The following is an 18,123-nucleotide window of genomic DNA, read 5'->3' as shown; positions in this document are numbered from 1 at the left end:
CCTGGCAATCGATCATGCGTAATCTTCGGGGTTCTTGGCAGCCGTGCCGGTCGTATTCTCTTTCACATGAAGATCTCGGCCGAAGTACACCGCCGCCTCTCCGAACCGGTTTCTGACGATATCCGTCGCGCTCGCAAGTTCGCGCGCATGCCGTTGCAGGATCGCATCGCCGCGATCTGCCGAGGACATGGCGCGGTCGTTGTCGCTATCCTGAACGGCATCGGTTAAATCCGCATCGAAAAGCGCTTCCTGCACAGGAGCAGCATCTTCCCTGAAATCCGATACGCCGATGCCGACGAGCCGCACACGTGAAGGCGCGCTCCACACGCGTTTGATCAGAGATGCGGCATGAACCATGATTTCGTGCTCATTGTCCGTCGGAACCTGCAGTTTGACCTGGGCGTTGCGAATGGATCGATCGGCGAACCTCAGTTTCAGCGACACCGTGCGGCCTTTGAGTTCCTTGGCGCGCAGACGGCGTCCGACCTTTGCAGCCATGGTCGCGCACGCATTATGTATATCGTCATAGGATATAAGGTCGACGGCGAAAGTGGTTTCGCTCGATACGGATTTAACCTCGTTGCTGGACGAGACGGGCGATGCGTCGAGTCCGAAGCAGCGATTGCGCATCATCGAAGCGTTCTTGCCGTAGATCGACTCGAGAAGACGATCGGGCGCATGCGCCAAGTCGCCCAACGTGTCGATGCCATGGGCCTTCAAAGCCTCTTCGGCGCGCTCACCGACGCCGGACATCGTGCGAATGGGAAGAGGGGAGAGAAATTCAATCTCTTGACCTGGATAAATGATGGTCATCCCGCTCGGTTTATCGAAATCCGACGCGATCTTCGCGATGGTCTTGCTGGAGCCGACCCCAATGGAGCACGTGACGCCCAGATCGGCGACACGCTCTTGAATCCGTCGAGCGATGGCGACAGGATGCTCGGTATTCACGCGCGTCGGTGTGACATCCAAGAACGCCTCGTCGATACTGACCTGTTGAAGATAGGGGCTTTCGTCACGCAGAATGTCCATGACCGCGCGCGAGACCTCTCGATAGCGATCGAAATGACCGGATGTCCAGATGGCCTGCGGGCAAAGCGTGCGCGCCCGAGACGATGGCATGGCGCTATGAACGCCGAAGACACGCGCCTCATAGCTGGCTGTGGAAACGACGCCGTGCTTGTCCGCATCGCCGCCGACGATAACGGGTTTCCCACGCCAATCAGGATGGTCGAGCTGTTCGACCGATGCGAAGAACGCATCCAAATCCACGAGCAAGATGGCTTTGCCTATCCAAGGTGTTTCACCTGGTATGTTCGTGGGAAGCTTCACCAGGCCTCTTCCCCTATACGAATATTTGTTCGTATTCTATCACGTTCGATCTTGTGTTCGACAGCAGGTTCTTCGTCTTTTCAGTCATGAGGGTTTGTCTTGCTTTACATGTCGTGGCAGCTGCAGCTGCTATGTTGTACGAACATCTTGATGTTGAGATATTGCATTCAGAACAGTGCGTATTCGTCGTTCTGCATTCGCGCGTGCTCGAAATCTCGATTCCATGATGCAAAGGTCTTAGCAGTTGCTGGTCGACCGAGAAACACGAGAACGCATGGCAGCGGCATTTCCGGCTATCTATGGAACCGAAAACTGCGTTTTTTGCCATATGAGGAGTCAAGGAGAGACAAAAGCGGCCCTTAAAACGGCTTAGAATCGATCGTTTATAAAACACCAGGTCAAACGACTAGAATTAGGCGCTGTTCAAGAAGCATCCGTTAAATCCTACGAATATGCATGGAAAAATGCACTTCTTGTCGAAAAACCGTATGATCGAGCATGCTCGCACGGCATGCCCATTGGGGCGAAGATTCTCACTGACAGCCACGAGACGATTCCTTGAGAAAATGCCGTACAAAGAAGGTCCTAAGAAAGAGCATCCATGCACATTGTCGTGAAACGACGGGTCGGCACATATGGTTCGACACATGTAGCATTGCGTACGCTTGGCACACGCGCATTCGTGCACTCATGTTTCAAACAAGAAGACACGACGATCGAAGCGTAGAATCGAAGCCGGCGACGTTTCATGAGGGATCGTTCGTGTCATTCTTTTCAGGACATTCGATATAAAATATTGATAATATATCTTATGTAAAGTAGCGTATGTACGCGCCGAGCAGGCTTGGCGGGAACACCCGGTTCGCGGGTTCGACCGGAGCCCAGCGCATTGAAGTTCGCCCCTCCTTTCGACAGAATTTTACACAGCTTTTCGTAGCAGTGCTTTGCATGGGCCTTCTGCCGGCTTTGCCTGGGGTCGCAGAAAGAGGCTGCGCACTCCGAACAAGATCGTATCGAGTCGATGCCGCTGCGGGCGTCGCTCCTGCGTGTGTCTTCGCTAGGTCTTGCGCCCATTTCTTCTCGTAGAATCTGTAGAGGTGCAACCGGACGGTCTTCCTTGCGTTTATGAGGACCGGCAATTTTGACACATGCGATCGTCTCTTCCGGAGGCAAGTATCGTTGCTAGCAGCTAGGGCCGCCTATTCTCACAAAATCAATGAGCTCTTGTTTGCTATGTATGTCGAGTTTTCGGTAGATGTTGCGTCTGTGAGTAATTGCTGTACCTTCGGAAATCACCAGTTCTTCCTGCACACGTACGAGCGTGTTGCCCTGCGCCAAGATAATGAGTACTTCGAGTTCGCGTGGCGTAAGACCGTATTCAAAGGCAATATTCTTGCAGCACGTGACGACCGGAGGCTGCTGTATCGATTCCTCGGTAGATCGTATGGAACCTTGATGTAGCTGCATCCGTTCGGCGGTTTGGAACCTCTTTTCGCTGTTGTCGGCTGCATCTTGCTTTCCAGCGTGCACGATGGTTTCTTCAGGAACGTGGAATGCAAGCTTCCCTCTACCGAACAGTGCGACCTCGTGCAGCATTCCTTTGGTGGCAAGAACGTTTGTGGCAACGAACAGCACCATGACGCATATCATGCTTAGGCTGCAAACGAGCATGGTGCCGCTGCTGTTTCGTTCCACGACTTCCGAGAACTGCGGTATCGAAAACTTGATAAAAGCGACAATCATCAAACCCGCCAATGCGCCGATGCATATAGAAATGGTGCTTCTTCCCACGGAAAAGCTGCCGCACTCGGCGTATTCGCGATCAACTTCGCACGATACGAGCATCGATATTCCGGCCAGCGAAACGACCCAAACCATGCTGAAAACAAGCACAAGCCACATATTGAGTTCGCTTCCTGGGGACAGGGGGAAGAAACTTATAAGCGCTGTGGCGAAAAGCGCCCGCAGCGACGTGAAAGCATCGGACTCGCGATTGGGAATCCAGCCTGCGACGATGATTGCGACGAAGAAAGCGAACGCAAGTGGCGTCCACGAGGCTATCATGCGTGCTATTTCTGCCGAGTTTCCGATAAATGACGAGTCACTTGAAACGAACAGCGCAATGGGAATTGCAGAAGCGGTGCCCAGCAGAAACATAGCGGTTCCCATTCTCAGGTCGAACGATTTCATACGAATGTGCAAAAGCTTCGAGTCGAGGGCTGACGGCGCCTTTTTCGGGTATTCGAGACGGGGCCTTATAAGCATCGACGCAACTACGAAGCATGCAGAGGCGACGAGGGCGCCAGCGGAGGGCAGAACTGCTAGCGCGTAAATCGCTGTGCTCGCGATTCCCGCGGAGCATATAGCAACACATGTGGTATCGTGCCGCGGAAGGCATGCAAGGCAGCGTTCCCATTGAAGAACGGCGATGCCGCTAGAGCAACCGACAAGCGTAAGCCCTATGCATGCCAGCGAAAGTCCATTGTTCGAAGCGAGCAGTACGGCTGTGCCGAAAAGGTACGTGGCAATTGCACCAATGTCCAACGTATGGCTGGTGTCGGATTTCAGCGTCGCCGTCATGCCAATCCTAACGCACAAGGCCGACGCGATGATTCCCGTGAAATAAAAAGCTATGGGCAGCGCGCTTTTGAGTGGCAGCCCAGACCATTCGACATTTTGAGTGTAAATAAGCGCCGGCACCCACGACACTTGCAACGCGCAGCCAATCGCGCTTTGCACAGTCGACTTATCTAGTGCGCGATCTGCGCGGCTTTTCCCGCAAAGATTCATCGGCCCCTCCTTACGACCCGCCGAATACGTGTCGCCCACGGCACGCTCGCTCTCCCCTTCGCGAGCCTCTCTTTCTCGAGCACGATCATTCGAAGGATCATCTCCCATCAATAACGTATCAGGTTCTTGGTGCCGCGTTTGCCGCCTTTTACAAATACTCCGTTACAGATGATTCGCGAACAGGGCAAACGCAATTCATTTAGTACGGGGGATTCGCTGTTGGGGCTTGTGGCGTACGGTGCGCATCGTATTCGAACGAAAGCAAGGAAGGGGGAAAGATGGACATTTCGATTCGAGATGAATGCAAAAGCAAGGTTTGTGAGGCATGTGCGGCAATGGCTGCGGTGTCGCTGCTCGCGCTTGCTTTATACGGTTGCCAACCAACAACATCGAGCGATTCGTCTGGCAAATCGGACGATTCAAAGGCGAAAGAAAGCATCACGTTAACCGATTGGTCGCCTGCCACCGATTGCACCACGTGCCATGCAAACGAGGCGTCTTCCGAGTCAGACGCATCGTGCACGGCGTCGAAGCACACGTCGCTGTCGTGCAGCGATTGTCATACTGATACTGAGAAGCTCGCAAAGTTGCATAACGGTGTGAGTTACAACGATCGCCAGCCTACGCGCCTGAAGCAGACCGAGGTATCGAGCGAGGTGTGCCTCAGCTGCCACGACAAGAGTGAGCTGGCACAGAAAACCGCATCGGTGACCGCGCTTACTGATTCGAACGGCAAGACGGTGAACCCGCACGATTTGCCTGCGACCGAAACGCATGAGGCAATTACGTGCACGAACTGTCACGCTATGCATTCCAAGCAAACCGACCTCGACGGGGATGCAAAGGCGTACTGCACAAGCTGCCATCATGCCGACGTGTTCGAGTGCTACACGTGCCACCAGCACAGCTAAAAGCGTGAGATTCAACCTTGGCGTGTGCCAAGGTTGAAGCAAAAGCGCACCGCGGGTGCACGAAATTGAAAGGAGAACGCAATGGAAGAGAATGAAATGGGTCTTTCTCGTCGCAATTTCTTTAAGGGCGCGGGCCTTGCCGCAATCGGCGCGGCAGCCGTAACCGGCCTTGCTGGTTGCGGTTCTTCAGGGAACAAAGCCGACTGGATGCCCTCTAAATGGGACTTCGAAACCGACGTTTTAGTCATCGGCTATGGCGGTGCCGGCCTGTGGGCTGCGGTTACCGCGAAAGACGAGGGTAATTCCGACGTTTTGGTCCTCGAGAAGGCTCCGACGCGCGGCGGCGGAAACAGCTCCATCAACATGGGCGAATACACCTGGATTGATGACGTTGATGAGGCTGTGAAATACATTACGGGCTTCACTAAGGGTCATACACCCGAAGATATTGCTCGTGCGTGGGCCGAGGAATGCTACAACAACATGGACTATTGCGACCGTTGGGGAGTGAAAACCGAGAAGAAGAAGGGCACGAACGCCTCTGGTGGAGCGTCAAGCTGCGAATATCCGTGGATTGATGGCGCGAAGGCCATGCATGTGTGCTCGTTCGGCGATGCCACCAAGGGCGGAAACGAGGGTTGGCATACGCTCGACCAGGCTCGCACCGACTTGGGCATTGAAGTGAAATTCAGTTGTCATGATGAAACGCTGATCCAAAATCCCGATACCAAGGAAATCGTTGGCGCCTACACCTACATCGGCGACGATGGCAATCAATATGCGATTAAGGCGCGCAAGGGCGTTATCATGACAATCGGCGGCTTTGAGTTCAATGACGAGTTGAAGAACACGTACTGCAAGTGCTATCCGATGAACGGTTTCTACGGCTGGCCGTTCAACACGGGTGATGGCATCAAAATGGTTCAGGATGTAGGTGCCCAGCTGTGGCACATGAACAACGTCATCGGCTCGTATAACGCCTGGTTCAAGGACTTCGAGTGGAAGTATGCATTCACGTTGATGCCGCAGGCGAACAACTACGTAATGCTCGACCGTTTGGGCAATCGCTGGATCGCTGAGTCGACGTTCTTGAGCCCGCATGTTGGTTGGCATGAGTTCGATAAGTTCAACGATGCGACACTTGCCGACTTCGAACGCATTCCTACGTGGGTTATCCTCGACCAGAACGTTATTGACGCCGGTCCACTTGGGGCGACTGCAGGCGGCGCGCTGAATACGCCGGGCGGTTCTACGACTATTGGCATGACCTTGAGCGACATCCCTGAAGAATGCGGTCAATATCCCGGCTGGAGTCAGGACAATTCGATCGAGATTCAAAAGGACTGGATCCTGAAGGCCGACACCATCGATGAGCTGGTGAAAAAGATGGCCGAAGTCGACAACGCTCCCGATGTCGAGGCCGTGAAGGCAACCATCGAGAAGTATAATGGCTACTGCACAGCAGGTGCTGACCCCGATTTCGATCGTGATTCTGCAACGCTTGCTCCCGTGTCTACGGCGCCATTCTACGCTTACCCACTATATCCCGGCGGCTGCTCCACCCTGGGTGGCCCGAAGAAGGATGTCAATGCGCAGGTGCTCGACATGGATGACAAGCCCATTGGCCGCCTGTATGCGGCCGGTTGCTTCGGCAATATGGCAAGCCACACGTACGGCATCTCAGGCGGCAACAACGCCGAGAACATGGTTTGGGGCCGTATTGCCGCGCGCTCAGCGTCGGCGAACAAAGCTTGGGACACGAAATAATCTAGGCAGCGAGGCTCGCCCTCTTTCGCTTCCTTGAGCTTCGCATGACTTTATTCTTTCCGACGACGGAGGCGGCGCAAGTGCGCCGCCTCCGTCGTCTTTTTTGCCAAAAGTAGGCTCGAATTGTACAGGAGTCTCGTTTAGAATCTTGGCCTTGTCGCTGCGGGGACATCTTCGCCCCGCGCATATGTTGCACATTATGGACCGAGAAACGCGTAAATTGAATTCTCATAGATGATGAATTTTACCTATGAGAATTCAATTTACGGCCGTGCGGCTATCAGCACGTCATGCAACGCCGCACGGCTTGAAATGCAGGCTTCCCTTTTCGGGGAGATTCCTAGTCGATCGGATCGGGACCCTCGAGCGGCAGGTTGTCCGCCTCAGCGGATTCCTTGCCGTCGCCAGGCGCCTCGGTGCCGTCGAACGCCTTCACGGTTTCATGCCCCGGCAGAACGATGTTCATGATGATGCCGACGAGCGATCCGATCGCCAAGCCGGACAGGGAAATCGTGATGGATCCGACCGGGATGACGATCGCGCCCGCTGCGCTGTAGGCAATGCCGATGGACAGCACGATGATGAGCGCCGTGATGACGATGTTGCGGCTCTTGGTGAAATCGACATGGTTCTCGACGAGGTTACGGATGCCGACCGCAGAGATCATGCCGTAGAGGATCAGCGACACGCCGCCGATGACGCATGCGGGCATGATCTCGATGATCGCGGAGAACTTCGGGCAGAACGAGAAGATGATCGCGAACACGGCCGCCAGACGGATGACGCGTGGGTCGAAGACCCTGGTGAGCGCCAGCACCCCGGTATTCTCTCCATAGGTGGTGTTCGCCGGGGCACCGAACAGCGAGGCCAGAATGGTTGCGAGGCCGTCTCCTAAGAGCGTGCGATGCAGGCCGGGCTCGGCGATGTAATTGCGGTTGCAGGTGGAGCTGATGGCAGAAATGTCGCCGATATGCTCGATCATAGTCGCGAACGCGAGCGGCATGATGGTGATGATGGCGGTAATCGCGATTCCGGCGTTGAAGCCGTCGCCGAAGAGGGAGAAGACCGTGTTGTGCCAGAGCACGGGAAGGCCGACCCATGAAGCGTCGGCAACGCGCGAGAAGTCCACCTCCCCCATCGCAGCGGCGACGAGATACGATACGATAACGCCCAGGAGGATCGGAATGATCTTCACCATGCCTTTGCCCCAGATGTTGCACACGATGATGGTGACGATCGCCACGATGGCGATGAACCAGTTCGTCGAAGCGTTCTGGATGGCCGAGCTTGCCAGCGTCAGGCCGATCGCGATGACGATGGGCCCGGTGACGACCGGCGGGAAGAAGCGCATGACGCGTGCGGCGCCGAATGCCTTGAACAGCGCCGAAAGCACGAGATACAGAAGGCCTGCGCAGGCGACGCCTAGGCAGGCGTACGGAAGCAGCTCGACGTTCGCAACGGCAAGATTGCCTGCTTCATCGGGCAGCATCGGCGCTATTGCGGCATATCCCGCGATGAACGCGAAGGACGAGCCGAGAAACGCCGGAACCTTCCCCTTGGAAATAAGATGGAACAGCAGCGTGCCCAATCCTGCGAACAGGAGCGTCGCGGATACGGAAAGCCCGGTCAGGGTCGGCACTAGAATGGTGGCGCCGAACATCGCGAACATATGCTGCAGACCGAAGACGAGCATCTTCGGCGTTCCCAACGTGCGGGCATCGTATACCGCGTCGGGGCTATCCTGGGCGCCCATCGTCGGAACGGTCTTTTGATCCATGCGTGCACATACCTTTCTCTCATGCGGGAAACCCGCCCTTATACACCGATATGAATGAATCCTTCGCATAAAAAAACAGGTTCTCGATTTCCGGGAACCTGTTTTCGTTACCTCATCAGCACCTCTACATCAGCACGAACATGACGGCGAATGCGATGGTCGCCACCCACATAAGCGGCGATATCTCTTTTATGCGTCCTTGGAAGATCATGATGACCACATAGGATATGAAGCCGAAGCCGATGCCGTTTGTGATCGAATACGTCAGCGGGATGCCGATGATCGTGGCGAAGGCCGGGAACGCGAATTCGATCTTGTCCCATTCGATGAGCCCGATATCCGACATCATCAGATAGCCGACGACCACGAGGGCGCCGCAGGTGGCCGAGCTGGATACCATGCCGACGATCGGCGAGAGAAACGCGAAGACGACGAACGCGATGCCGATGACCATGTTGGACAGGCCGGTCCTCGCGCCTGCGGCGGCACCCGATGCGGATTCGACGAACGTGGTGATGGAGCTCGCGCCCATGATGCCGCCCACGGCGGCTGCGGCGGAGTCGACGACGAGGATGCTCTGGATGTCTTCGACGTCTCCGTTCTCATCGACGAAGTCGCCCTGCTGGCCGACGGCCACGACGGTGCCCATGGTGTCGAAGAAGTCGCTCATGAGCAGCGAGAAGACGAACAAGAGCAGCAGGGGCTGCATGAAGACCTCGATGATGGCCATCGTGCCGGTTGCCGGGTCGGTCTGGAACGGCGCGGCGAAGGCGCTGAAGTCGACGCCGAAGTTCCATGCGCTCGGCATGGGAGAGACGCCCAGGGGGATGCCGACGATCGTCGCGACGATGATCGAGATGAGCAGCGCTCCTTTGACGTGGCGCGTCTGCAGGACGACGGCGACGGCGATGGAGATGATGGCGACGATGGACGCCGGCGTCGTGACATCGCCGAATGCGAGGATCGTAGAGTCGTTCGGAACGACGAGCCCCGAACCCTTCAAGCCAATGAAGGCGATGAACAGGCCGATGCCGATGCCGATGGCGCGACGGAGATTCACCGGGATGGCGTCCATGATCGCCTTGCGCAGGCCGCACAGAACGAGCACGAGGATGACGATGCCTTCAAGCAGGACGACGGCCATGGCGACGCGCCAGTCGACGGCGGGAGCGCCGAGGCAGAGCGTGTACGCGACGATGGCGTTGATGCCCATGCCCGATGCGAGCGCGAGCGGCTTATTGGCGATCAGACCCATCGCGATCGTCATGATGGCCGCGCCGAAGCAGGTCGCGGTCAGCGCTGCGTCGAACGGCACGCCGGCATCCGAAAGAATCGCCGGGTTGACGGCGATGATGTAAGCCATCGCAAGAAACGTCGTCAGACCGCCGACGACCTCGTTCGCGACGGTGCTGCCGCGCTGCGAGACCTTGAAGAACGTATCCACTGATACGACCTCCTCTATCCCCTCGTGGATTTCATTACAGCTTCGGAATTCTAACAGAATGGCAACGGGCGCCGTACGTCAGGAGATTCTGTTCACGCAGCGTTCATCGTCCTTCGCTATTTCGCTCCAACGAGCGCTTGACCGAGCAAGCGGCCTGCGGCGACGGCGATACAACAGAAGACGAGGTTTCCCGCTACGCTCGCACCAGCCATCCCCCATGCCCCTCTGTCCATGAGCGAAAGCGTTTCGAGCCCGAAGGTCGAAAACGTCGTGAAGCCTCCGGTGAATCCCGTGATGGCGAACAGACGAGCCGAATCGGCGGCTTGGCTGGACAGCAGCGCGGACAGGATACCGATGACGAATCCGCCCAGGACGTTGACGATAAACGTCGAAAGAGGGAAAGGCCCGATCGTCTGCATCAATGCCTCGTTCGACCCGACGGCGACGCCCATCAGGTAGCGGCATGCCGCGCCGATGCCTCCTCCAACCGCCACCAAGATCACGTTCAATCCCATATCATGGAATCCTTTCGAACGCCTGCACACGCTCTTTTCCGTGCAAAGTTATAAGATAGCTCAGTATGCCGCAGACGAAGGGGTGATCCGCATGGCGAAGGACACGATCGTTGATTTCCTGAAGACGCATCAGGAAGGCTTCGATGCCGTTCCCTTCTCCCCCGTCGACAGCCTCGTGCTCTCGACGCTGTCGTACCTCGAATTCGACGAATATCCTTACGGCGACGCGTCGGCCGCCGAGCGCATTCCGCTCATCGATCTTATGCGGTTCATTCCCCAGGAACGCATCATCCGCCTCGCCTGGCTCAAGGAAGACGGTCTCATGCCTGCATTCGTCGAGGCCGTCATGCGCAGCCATCGCTACGCCGACGCGACCGTGCGCTTCTTCAAGAAGGAAGATTCGCCCGTCATCGAAAAGCAGTTCTGCGCATGCCTCTTCGAATTCTCGAACTGCGCATACGTTGCCTATCGCGGTACCGATGGCACGCTTACCGGGTGGAAGGAGGATTTCAACCTGTGCTTCCAGGACGTCATTCCCTCCCAGCTTTCCGCCACGCACTTCCTCAATGCGGTCGCCTGCGAAATCGCGCCTGATGCGCAGCTGTACATCGGCGGTCATTCAAAGGGTGGAAACCTTGCCGAATACGCGCTCGCCTGCTGCAACGACTGGGTCTACGACCGTGTCGTCGCCGCATTCGACCACGACGGGCCGAGCTTCCTGAGCCCTCCCTCCCCTCGTTTCGGCACCGAAGGATTCCGCGCGCGCATGCAGAAGACCGTTCCGGCCTCGTCTATCTTCGGCATGATCATGGAGGAAGGACGCGCGTACCGCGTCGTCGAATCGAACGCGACCGGGGTATTCCAGCATAACCCGCTGAGCTGGTGCGTCAAAGGCACCGACTTCATCTATCAGGAAGGTCTCAACCAGGGTTCGCTCGTTATCAACGAAACGCTGGACTCATGGCTCTCGAAATGCACGATCGAACAGCGCGCGTTGTTCATCAATACCATTTTCGGCCTTTTGACCTCGAATGATGCTGATTCATGGGGCGATATCGTCGCGGATTTCCGTGCGAATGCGGCCGCAGCCATCAAGGACGGATCCGGAATAGACGCATCGACCCGCGATGCGCTCCAGAAGACCATGCAGTCGCTCGGCGATGCCATAGGAGACGTCGCCCGAAAACGCATGCGGTCGTTCGCCGGAAGCTCGAAGGCGGCCCTTGAGGCTCAGGCCGAAGAAAGAAGGAACCGATGAGACAGAGCGACGCACGTTTCGAGCCGTTCACGCCGAAGCTCATGTGGCAGGAAGCGGCGCCTCATACCTGGCCTGCCGCGATCATTCCCGTGTTGCTCGCCGTGGCCCTCTGCGCCGGCCCGACCGCGCACATAGACGTTATCACCGTCAACGTTCTGCTCGCGATCTGCGTGCTCATGCAAGCGTCCGTCAACACGTTCAACGACTATTACGACTACATCAAGGGCGCCGATACGGTGGAGAACTCCTCCGACGACGCATCCGACGCGATCTTCGTCCATTACAACATCGACCCGAAAAGCGGCCTCGCCTTCGCGGTCGGCCTGCTTGCCGCGGCATTCGCGCTCGGCATATACATAATCGCCATCGCCGGCGCCGTGCCTTTCGCCATCGCGCTCGTCGGCGCCTTCTTCGTCGCTGCGTATTCGGCGGGAAAGACGCCTCTCTCCTACTATCCCGTAGGCGAGGCGGTCAGCGGCTTCGTCATGGGTGGGCTCATCACGCTCGCCTGCGTCTATGTCCTGTCCGGCACGCTTGATTCGAGCGTGCTGCTCTATGCGCTGCCTTGCATCATAGGCATCGGGCTCATCATGATGACGAACAATACCTGCGATATCGAGAAGGATATCGACGCTCATCGACGCACGCTTCCGGTCGTGCTCGGTCGGCAGCGTGCGGTCAAGGCATACCATGCGCTTCTTGCGCTTTGGGTCTCCTGCCTCATCATCCTTTCATTCGCTCACGCCCGAGCATCTGGATACGATTTCGCAGACGCACTCGCGGCTGGGCTCATCACCATTCCCGCAACACTGCTCATCGCCTATCCGACGTTTCGCGCGATCGGGGTGAATCCCCTCATCGCACGAACGCGGGATGCTGCCATGCCCCAGATCCTGAACCTGAACGTGACGCTCGGCCTCGGCTACATCGTAACGTTGCTGATGCCGAGCGTCTTTTCGATCGGCTGGTTCTAGAACCTGCTCCGCCGCCCGCGCGCACGGCGCGCCGCCGCGGCAAGAAGGACGCTTGAGGACAGGAACATTGCCGCGCCTGCGGCCGTCAGTGCCTGGGTGCCGTCGCCTGTCGACGGAATCCTCTGCGAAGATTCGGAATGCAGGGCTCCTGCGTTTTCGCGCGCGAAACCGCAGGATCCGGCACCCGGCTCCTGCGTTGCATCCGCCTGCCGCGCGTCGTCGGAAGCATCCTGTCCCTGGCCTTCGGGCTGTACGCCTTCGCCCGGCGAAGGCGTCGGATCCGGCGTGGGATCGGGGGACGGCTCCGGGTCGGGATCAGGTCCAGGTTCAGGCCCCGGGCCTGGATCCGGCTCGGGATCGGGCGGCGTCGGAGCGGTGCCTCGGTGCAGCGTCAACGTCCCGTTGAACCTGAAATCGTCCGTGGCGAACGGGATGGCGAGCTCGTCGCCGTCCTGGGATCCCGGCCACGAGTAGGTGCCGTCTTCGTTGCGCACAAGCGCGCTCGAAGAAAGCACCAGGGGCTTTCCGTCCTTGTCCTTCAGAGGGCTTTCGAAGGAATCTCCCTCGACGTAGGCCTCCGACTGCTGCATGAGCGCATTGATGGTGTAGCTCCCGCTTGCCGCGATGGCGCGCCCGAGGGGCGAGAAGTCCTTCACCCGATTGCCGGTCAGATAGCAGCTCGTGAGCGTATCGTTTTCGGAAAGCGGCGATATATCCGCGATGCGGTTGCCGCCGAGGAAGGCCTTCGACAGCTCGGGCATGGACGCGAGCGCCTCGATGGATTCGATGGCGTTATCCGTCAGGTCGAGCGTATCGAGCTTCGTGAAGCGCGCAAGCGACGAGATGTCCGCGATGCCGTCATGCGTGAGCCGAAGCGTCTTGAGCCCCGGCATAGCAGGAAGGCGCGCGGGATCGAATCCAGGCGTCCGCTCTATGCCTACGTTGTTCAGCAAGGGTGCCTCGCCCAAGGGCGCGAGCTCGAGGTTTTCCGGAAGTTCGGCCATGGAGATCGAGCAGAGATTCGGAAGCTTCGCGAGGTCCGAAAGCGTCGCGATGCCCGTCAAAGGCTCGTCCTTGGATCCGAGGGCCGTGACCTCCTGAAGCCGGGACTCGGGAATCGAGGAACCTTCCGGAAGATGGAGCGCCTCTGCGACCGCACGCGCGACGATCGCGTCCTCGAATGCGACGCCTGGCTGATCGGGAGGCTGAGGACCGACGTTTTCCCCTTCGAACGTTATGCGCAGCGTGCCCGACAGCACGCCGTCGGCCGAATCGAAGGAGGTTTCGTACGTCGTGTTCTTCTGCGGATGCGTGATCGTGACGACGTTTCCCTCGACCGCAAGATCGTCGGTTGCAACGATGCGTGCTTGGGAGCCGTCAAGGCTGGTCAAGGGAATTGCGATGCTCGTCTGGTCGGTCGTCTTCGCGATCCGCTGATGCAAGGCGCTGATGCGGCCTATGTCCGACGAAGCAAGGACGCTTACGTCTTCGATGCGGTTGCCGTCGAGCACAAGATCGGCGACGGACGCCTTCCCGTCCGCCTTGCTCGCGAAATCGTCGGCGGATATCCGGGCGATGTCGTTATCGGTCAGGTCGAGCTCTTTGAGGTTCCGAAGGCTCTTCGCGAACGATGCCGAATCCAGCTTCTTGTTGACGAGTCCGAGCTTCTCGAGATGCGAGAGCTTCGGCAGAAGCGAGGTGCTGTAGAGCATGCCGTCTTTCAGGTGAAGCGACGTAAGCGCGGGAAGGTCTTCGAGCCCCTTGAGGTTGCCGACGTTCAGGATGGGGTTCTCAGGCGTGCCGAGCTCGTCGATGAGGTGGACGTTCTTGTCGGTGATCTTGTCGTACGGACCGATGCCCGCCTTCGCATGCGCCGCTTCGTTCAGGGCGTAATCGACGATCACGTAGGTGACCGTCGTGGACTTCCTGAGGTTGAAGACAACATGCTCGGTCTTCTTGCCGGGCCCGACTTCGATCTCGATTTCGGTCGGGTCGAGCTCGACGTCGTCCTTCCAATACCCATGGAGCTTCGCGCTCAGCGTGTAGCGTCCGGGAACGAGATGCGCAGGATCGAGTTCCGCCTCCCCCGCTGCGTTCGTGAGGGTCACGTCCACCTGGATGGCCGGATCCTTGCCCGTCGTATCGTTGATCTCGTAGGTGATCGAGCAGAGGTCGTCGGCGCCGACAAGCTCCGAGACGGTTCGCGTCGTGGCATTGTAGGCGCAATCGGTTGCGGTCACATCGATGTCGGACGGCTCGACGCCGGCGGGAACATCGAGAACGTACGACCCATTCCGCAGGCTCACGGGAACCTTCGCCCCCGAGCCCTTGACCGTGGCGACAAGATCTCTGATACCGCTTCCGTCGTCCGTCGCATCGACGAGAGCCTCGTCGGGCGCACCTCCCGACGCTTTGGTCAGAATCGGAGGCTTCGTGTCCACGATGACGGGCTTCACGAGCGTCTGGTATTCATCGCCTGCGAGCGGACGCGCTTTGAGGGCGACGTAGTAGGTCCCATCCTCGACGTTCAAACGCGCATCGTCTATACCGGTCCAGTACAGAAGATTGCTCTTAAGGTATTTGCCGATGGAGGCATAGCCTTGCATGCCTCCGAAGTTCTTCCGGCCTTCCCTTTCGTACGGATTTCCCGTATACACCTTCTCGGTCAGAGCGGCATCGGCATACACGCCGACCTCCAAGTCGCGATAGTTGCGAAGAAGCACCGCAGAGAGCTCGAGGTAGTCGCCCTGGCGGTCTCCGTTCGGAGAGAACGCGATCGTGCTCGAGAAGCTTCGATGCGTCGCCCCTTCGGGCGTGAGCTCGCCGACGACGACGCGCTTGACGCGCCCGAAGCCGCCCTGCTGCTCGACGTTGACGCCGGTCTTGAAATGGGTGAACAGATCGACATCCTTATTCGTGGGATCGGAAGGGGCGGTCTCCAGGCGGTCGTAGAGCGGATGCTTCGAGCCCGTGAAGGTGTCGACGAAGTCCTCGAACAGAGGCACCTTCTCCCAGCTGCCTCGGAACCCGACGAATGGAATCACGAGCTTTGAGGAGTCTTCCCTGCTCGTCGCTATGACATACCCCTCGAGGAAGTACCCGTTGGGCATTTGCGCGGACAGATCGGCCTCAGATGCGGTCACGTCGAATGAGACAGAGGCCTTGCCCGTGCCTCCCTCGCCGATCGAAAGCGTGCCTGCCGCCGCGCTGGAAAGGCGGTTGGGTTCGAAGGTGAAGCGCCCCTCGTCCACACCGTCGGTGCCGACATAGACCGCAAGGTCGTATTCGCGGGCCTGCCCGTCGAGAGAGCGGCCCTCGATGTCGAAGGTCGCCTCGCCCTTCGATAGATTGCCGAGCATGATCTTGGATTCGCCCGTGCGTGGATCGACAAGATACGCCTTGGCCGCAAGGGCGGCGGAAAGATCCATCTGCCCCGCCCCTTGCTTGCGCGGGCTGTAATAGACATCCTCGGCGTTTTTCGTCGGAACCGCCGTCGACATGAGCACGTTCTTGGCCGTGAGCGAGAGATTCGCCTTATCGACCCCCATGTGCGACAGATGCGCCCGCAGCAGCGCGACCGATCCTGCAACCTGCGGAGACGCCATGCTCGTTCCCTGGAGATCCGTGTAGCCGCCGTTGTTGTCGAGCGAGAACACGTGTCCGCCCGTCGCCATGATCTCGGGCTTGAGGTCGAACTCCGGGCTTACGCCCCATGCCGAGAACGAGCTCGGCTTTCCCGCCGTATCGAGCGATGCGCTCACATAGCCTTCGCTGACGCGCCACGTCGCCGCAGGATCGGCCGCAAGGGCGAGCCCGACGTTCTGCGGCACCGCGATGATGCTGATCGCCGTAGTCTCTACTCCGGGCGCGAACAGCTCCGTGCTCTCGGCGTCGTAGACGATGACGCCTGCCGCTCCGGCGGCAAGGGCGTTCTCTGCCTTGGCCTGGAACGTCAAACGGACCCCGTTCTCGGTTCCTCCGCGCTTGACCAAGGCATACTGATTCGGCCCGAACGTCTTTCCTTTGAAATCGGCGGTCGATCCGAAATTGCAGTCGAGTATTCCGTAGTCGGTGTCGAAGGCGACCGGCTTTCCCTTGGGCATGCAGGCGTAGACGCCCTTGACTTCGCCGTCGCCGGACGTGAGGCGCAATGCATTGCGTATGACCATGGAGTCGTTATCCGACGACGCGACCGCGATGGCCCTGCCTGCGATGGAGGGCGAGGCCACGACGCCGTAGTCGGGATCGGTGCTCGGCACGTCGACCGCGCCCAATCCCATGCGCGATTCGTTTCCCGCCGAAACGGCGACCGATACGCCTTGGGCCTGCGCCGCTTCGAGAGCCCGGTCGAGCCCGCGTTCGTTGCCGCTCTGCCCGGCTGCCGGAAGCCCGATGCTCATATTGATCGCATCGACGTCGAGCTTGAGCGCATCGTCGATGGCCTTGACGTATCCCGCCGATCCGCCGGAGTCGTTGTCGCCGAATATCTTCATGATGACGAGCTGCGCCTCGGGGGCGACGCCCTGGACCTTCCCCGAGTTCGCCGCAACGATGCCTGCGACGTGCATCCCATGGTTGTTGCCCGGATTGAAGACGTCGGCATCGCGTCCCGCATAGTCGTACACATACGGAACCTTCGCGTTGCCGTATGCCCCGCCGAGGCCCTTCTCGGATTTCAGACGATCGATATCGGCTTCGGTCAAGCGGCCCGTGGAATCGTCGGTCAAGCGCAGCGCCTCGTGATCGATCTGGGCACCCGAGTCGATGACGGCGACGACAAGGCCTTTTCCCTGGCCGTTCGACGTCAGGTTCCCTTCGGGATCGGCGGCCGAGCGCAGGCTCTGCATGGAAACGGCATCCTCTGCGGGAGCAGGCTCGGGAGCCGCGTATTCATGCTCGACGAAGGCGTTCGCGAGCAACGGGACGTATGCGAGCTCGAAGGCCTCTTCGTAGGTCAGCGTGACGGCGCATCCGATGAACACCGCGTCGTAGGTCTCTTCGGCCTCGACCGTTCGCCCGAGCGCCTTGGAGACGTCTTCGAGCCCCGCATCGCGCACAGCCTGAGCGTCAAGACCGTCTTGCGATGACGCGAACTCGAGGATGACGCGCACGGAATCCGTCGACGACGGTTCGGAGGCGCTTGCCGTGAGCTCGGATGAGAATGCATCGAACCATGCGTGCGGCGCGCCGGAAGCGCTTCCCTTCGCGGCCGGCATTCCATGCGGATCGTCGTCCGCACGCGCGAGTCCGCTTAATGGCGCGGCGCACATAGTCGCCGCGAGTGCAAGGGCCATGAATATCGCGGCCGCCCGTCGAGAGACGCAATCGATCATGCTGGATTCTCCTCGGTATTCC

The 18,123-nt window shown here is 58.7% G+C and carries 10 protein-coding genes; 4 read left to right on the top strand and 6 right to left on the bottom strand.

From position 1 onward, the window contains the following. Nucleotides 1-12 precede the first annotated feature (12 nt). A complete protein-coding gene (gene dinB, locus HMPREF1155_RS06260; RefSeq protein WP_009078410.1) occupies nt 13-1,332 on the bottom strand; it encodes a DNA polymerase IV in 1,320 nt (439 codons plus the stop codon). A gap of 1,182 nt (nt 1,333-2,514) precedes the next feature. Next, nucleotides 2,515-4,122 (bottom strand): helix-turn-helix transcriptional regulator, encoded by a 1,608-nt coding sequence (locus HMPREF1155_RS06255; protein ID WP_009078642.1) that lies wholly within the window; start codon nt 4,120-4,122, stop codon nt 2,515-2,517. 278 nt (nt 4,123-4,400) lie between these two features. Between HMPREF1155_RS06255 and HMPREF1155_RS06250 the strand changes: the two genes are divergently transcribed. Both HMPREF1155_RS06250 and HMPREF1155_RS06245 read left to right on the top strand, forming a co-directional pair. Next, nucleotides 4,401-5,033, top strand: coding sequence for a cytochrome c3 family protein (locus HMPREF1155_RS06250; RefSeq protein ID WP_050999274.1), 633 nt, complete (start codon nt 4,401-4,403; stop codon nt 5,031-5,033). Between the two features lie 81 nt (nt 5,034-5,114). Then, on the top strand, nt 5,115-6,800 hold the full coding sequence (locus HMPREF1155_RS06245; protein WP_009078306.1) for an FAD-binding protein: 1,686 nt from the start codon (nt 5,115-5,117) through the stop codon (nt 6,798-6,800). Nucleotides 6,801-7,140: 340 nt separating this feature from the next. Here HMPREF1155_RS06245 and HMPREF1155_RS06240 read toward each other — a convergent pair whose 3' ends face one another. From HMPREF1155_RS06240 to crcB, 3 genes are all read right to left on the bottom strand, one after another. Then, nucleotides 7,141-8,577 carry a uracil-xanthine permease family protein gene (locus HMPREF1155_RS06240; RefSeq protein WP_009078185.1) on the bottom strand — a complete coding sequence of 479 codons (1,437 nt, stop codon included), beginning with the start codon at nt 8,575-8,577 and terminating at the stop codon, nt 7,141-7,143. 124 nt (nt 8,578-8,701) lie between these two features. Continuing rightward, nucleotides 8,702-10,021: an NCS2 family permease gene (locus tag HMPREF1155_RS06235; protein ID WP_009078486.1), complete on the bottom strand. Its 1,320-nt coding sequence runs from the start codon at nt 10,019-10,021 to the stop codon at nt 8,702-8,704. Between the two features lie 116 nt (nt 10,022-10,137). Beyond that, nucleotides 10,138-10,536, bottom strand: a complete 399-nt coding sequence (crcB, locus tag HMPREF1155_RS06230; protein ID WP_009078301.1) for a fluoride efflux transporter CrcB — start codon at nt 10,534-10,536, stop codon at nt 10,138-10,140. Between the two features lie 91 nt (nt 10,537-10,627). Here crcB and HMPREF1155_RS06225 point away from each other — a divergent pair, with 91 nt between their 5' ends. Both HMPREF1155_RS06225 and HMPREF1155_RS06220 read left to right on the top strand, forming a co-directional pair. Beyond that, complete coding sequence (locus HMPREF1155_RS06225; protein WP_238319131.1) at nt 10,628-11,794, top strand: Mbeg1-like protein; 1,167 nt, start codon at nt 10,628-10,630, stop codon at nt 11,792-11,794. Next, on the top strand, nt 11,791-12,768 hold the full coding sequence (locus HMPREF1155_RS06220) for a prenyltransferase (protein WP_009078325.1): 978 nt from the start codon (nt 11,791-11,793) through the stop codon (nt 12,766-12,768). The genes HMPREF1155_RS06225 and HMPREF1155_RS06220 overlap by 4 nt, the downstream gene beginning before the upstream one ends. Here HMPREF1155_RS06220 and HMPREF1155_RS06215 read toward each other — a convergent pair. Next, the gene (locus HMPREF1155_RS06215; RefSeq protein ID WP_009078199.1) at nt 12,765-18,101 is read right to left on the bottom strand and encodes a S8 family serine peptidase; all 5,337 of its coding nucleotides are present in this window, start codon (nt 18,099-18,101) and stop codon (nt 12,765-12,767) included. The genes HMPREF1155_RS06220 and HMPREF1155_RS06215 overlap by 4 nt on opposite strands. Between the last annotated feature and the right edge of the window lie 22 nt (nt 18,102-18,123).

Origin of the sequence: Slackia sp. CM382, from assembly GCF_000293015.1 — a bacterium.
GTDB classification, from domain to species: domain Bacteria; phylum Actinomycetota; class Coriobacteriia; order Coriobacteriales; family Eggerthellaceae; genus Slackia; species Slackia exigua.
This window is presented reverse-complemented; position numbering and strand designations above follow the sequence as displayed.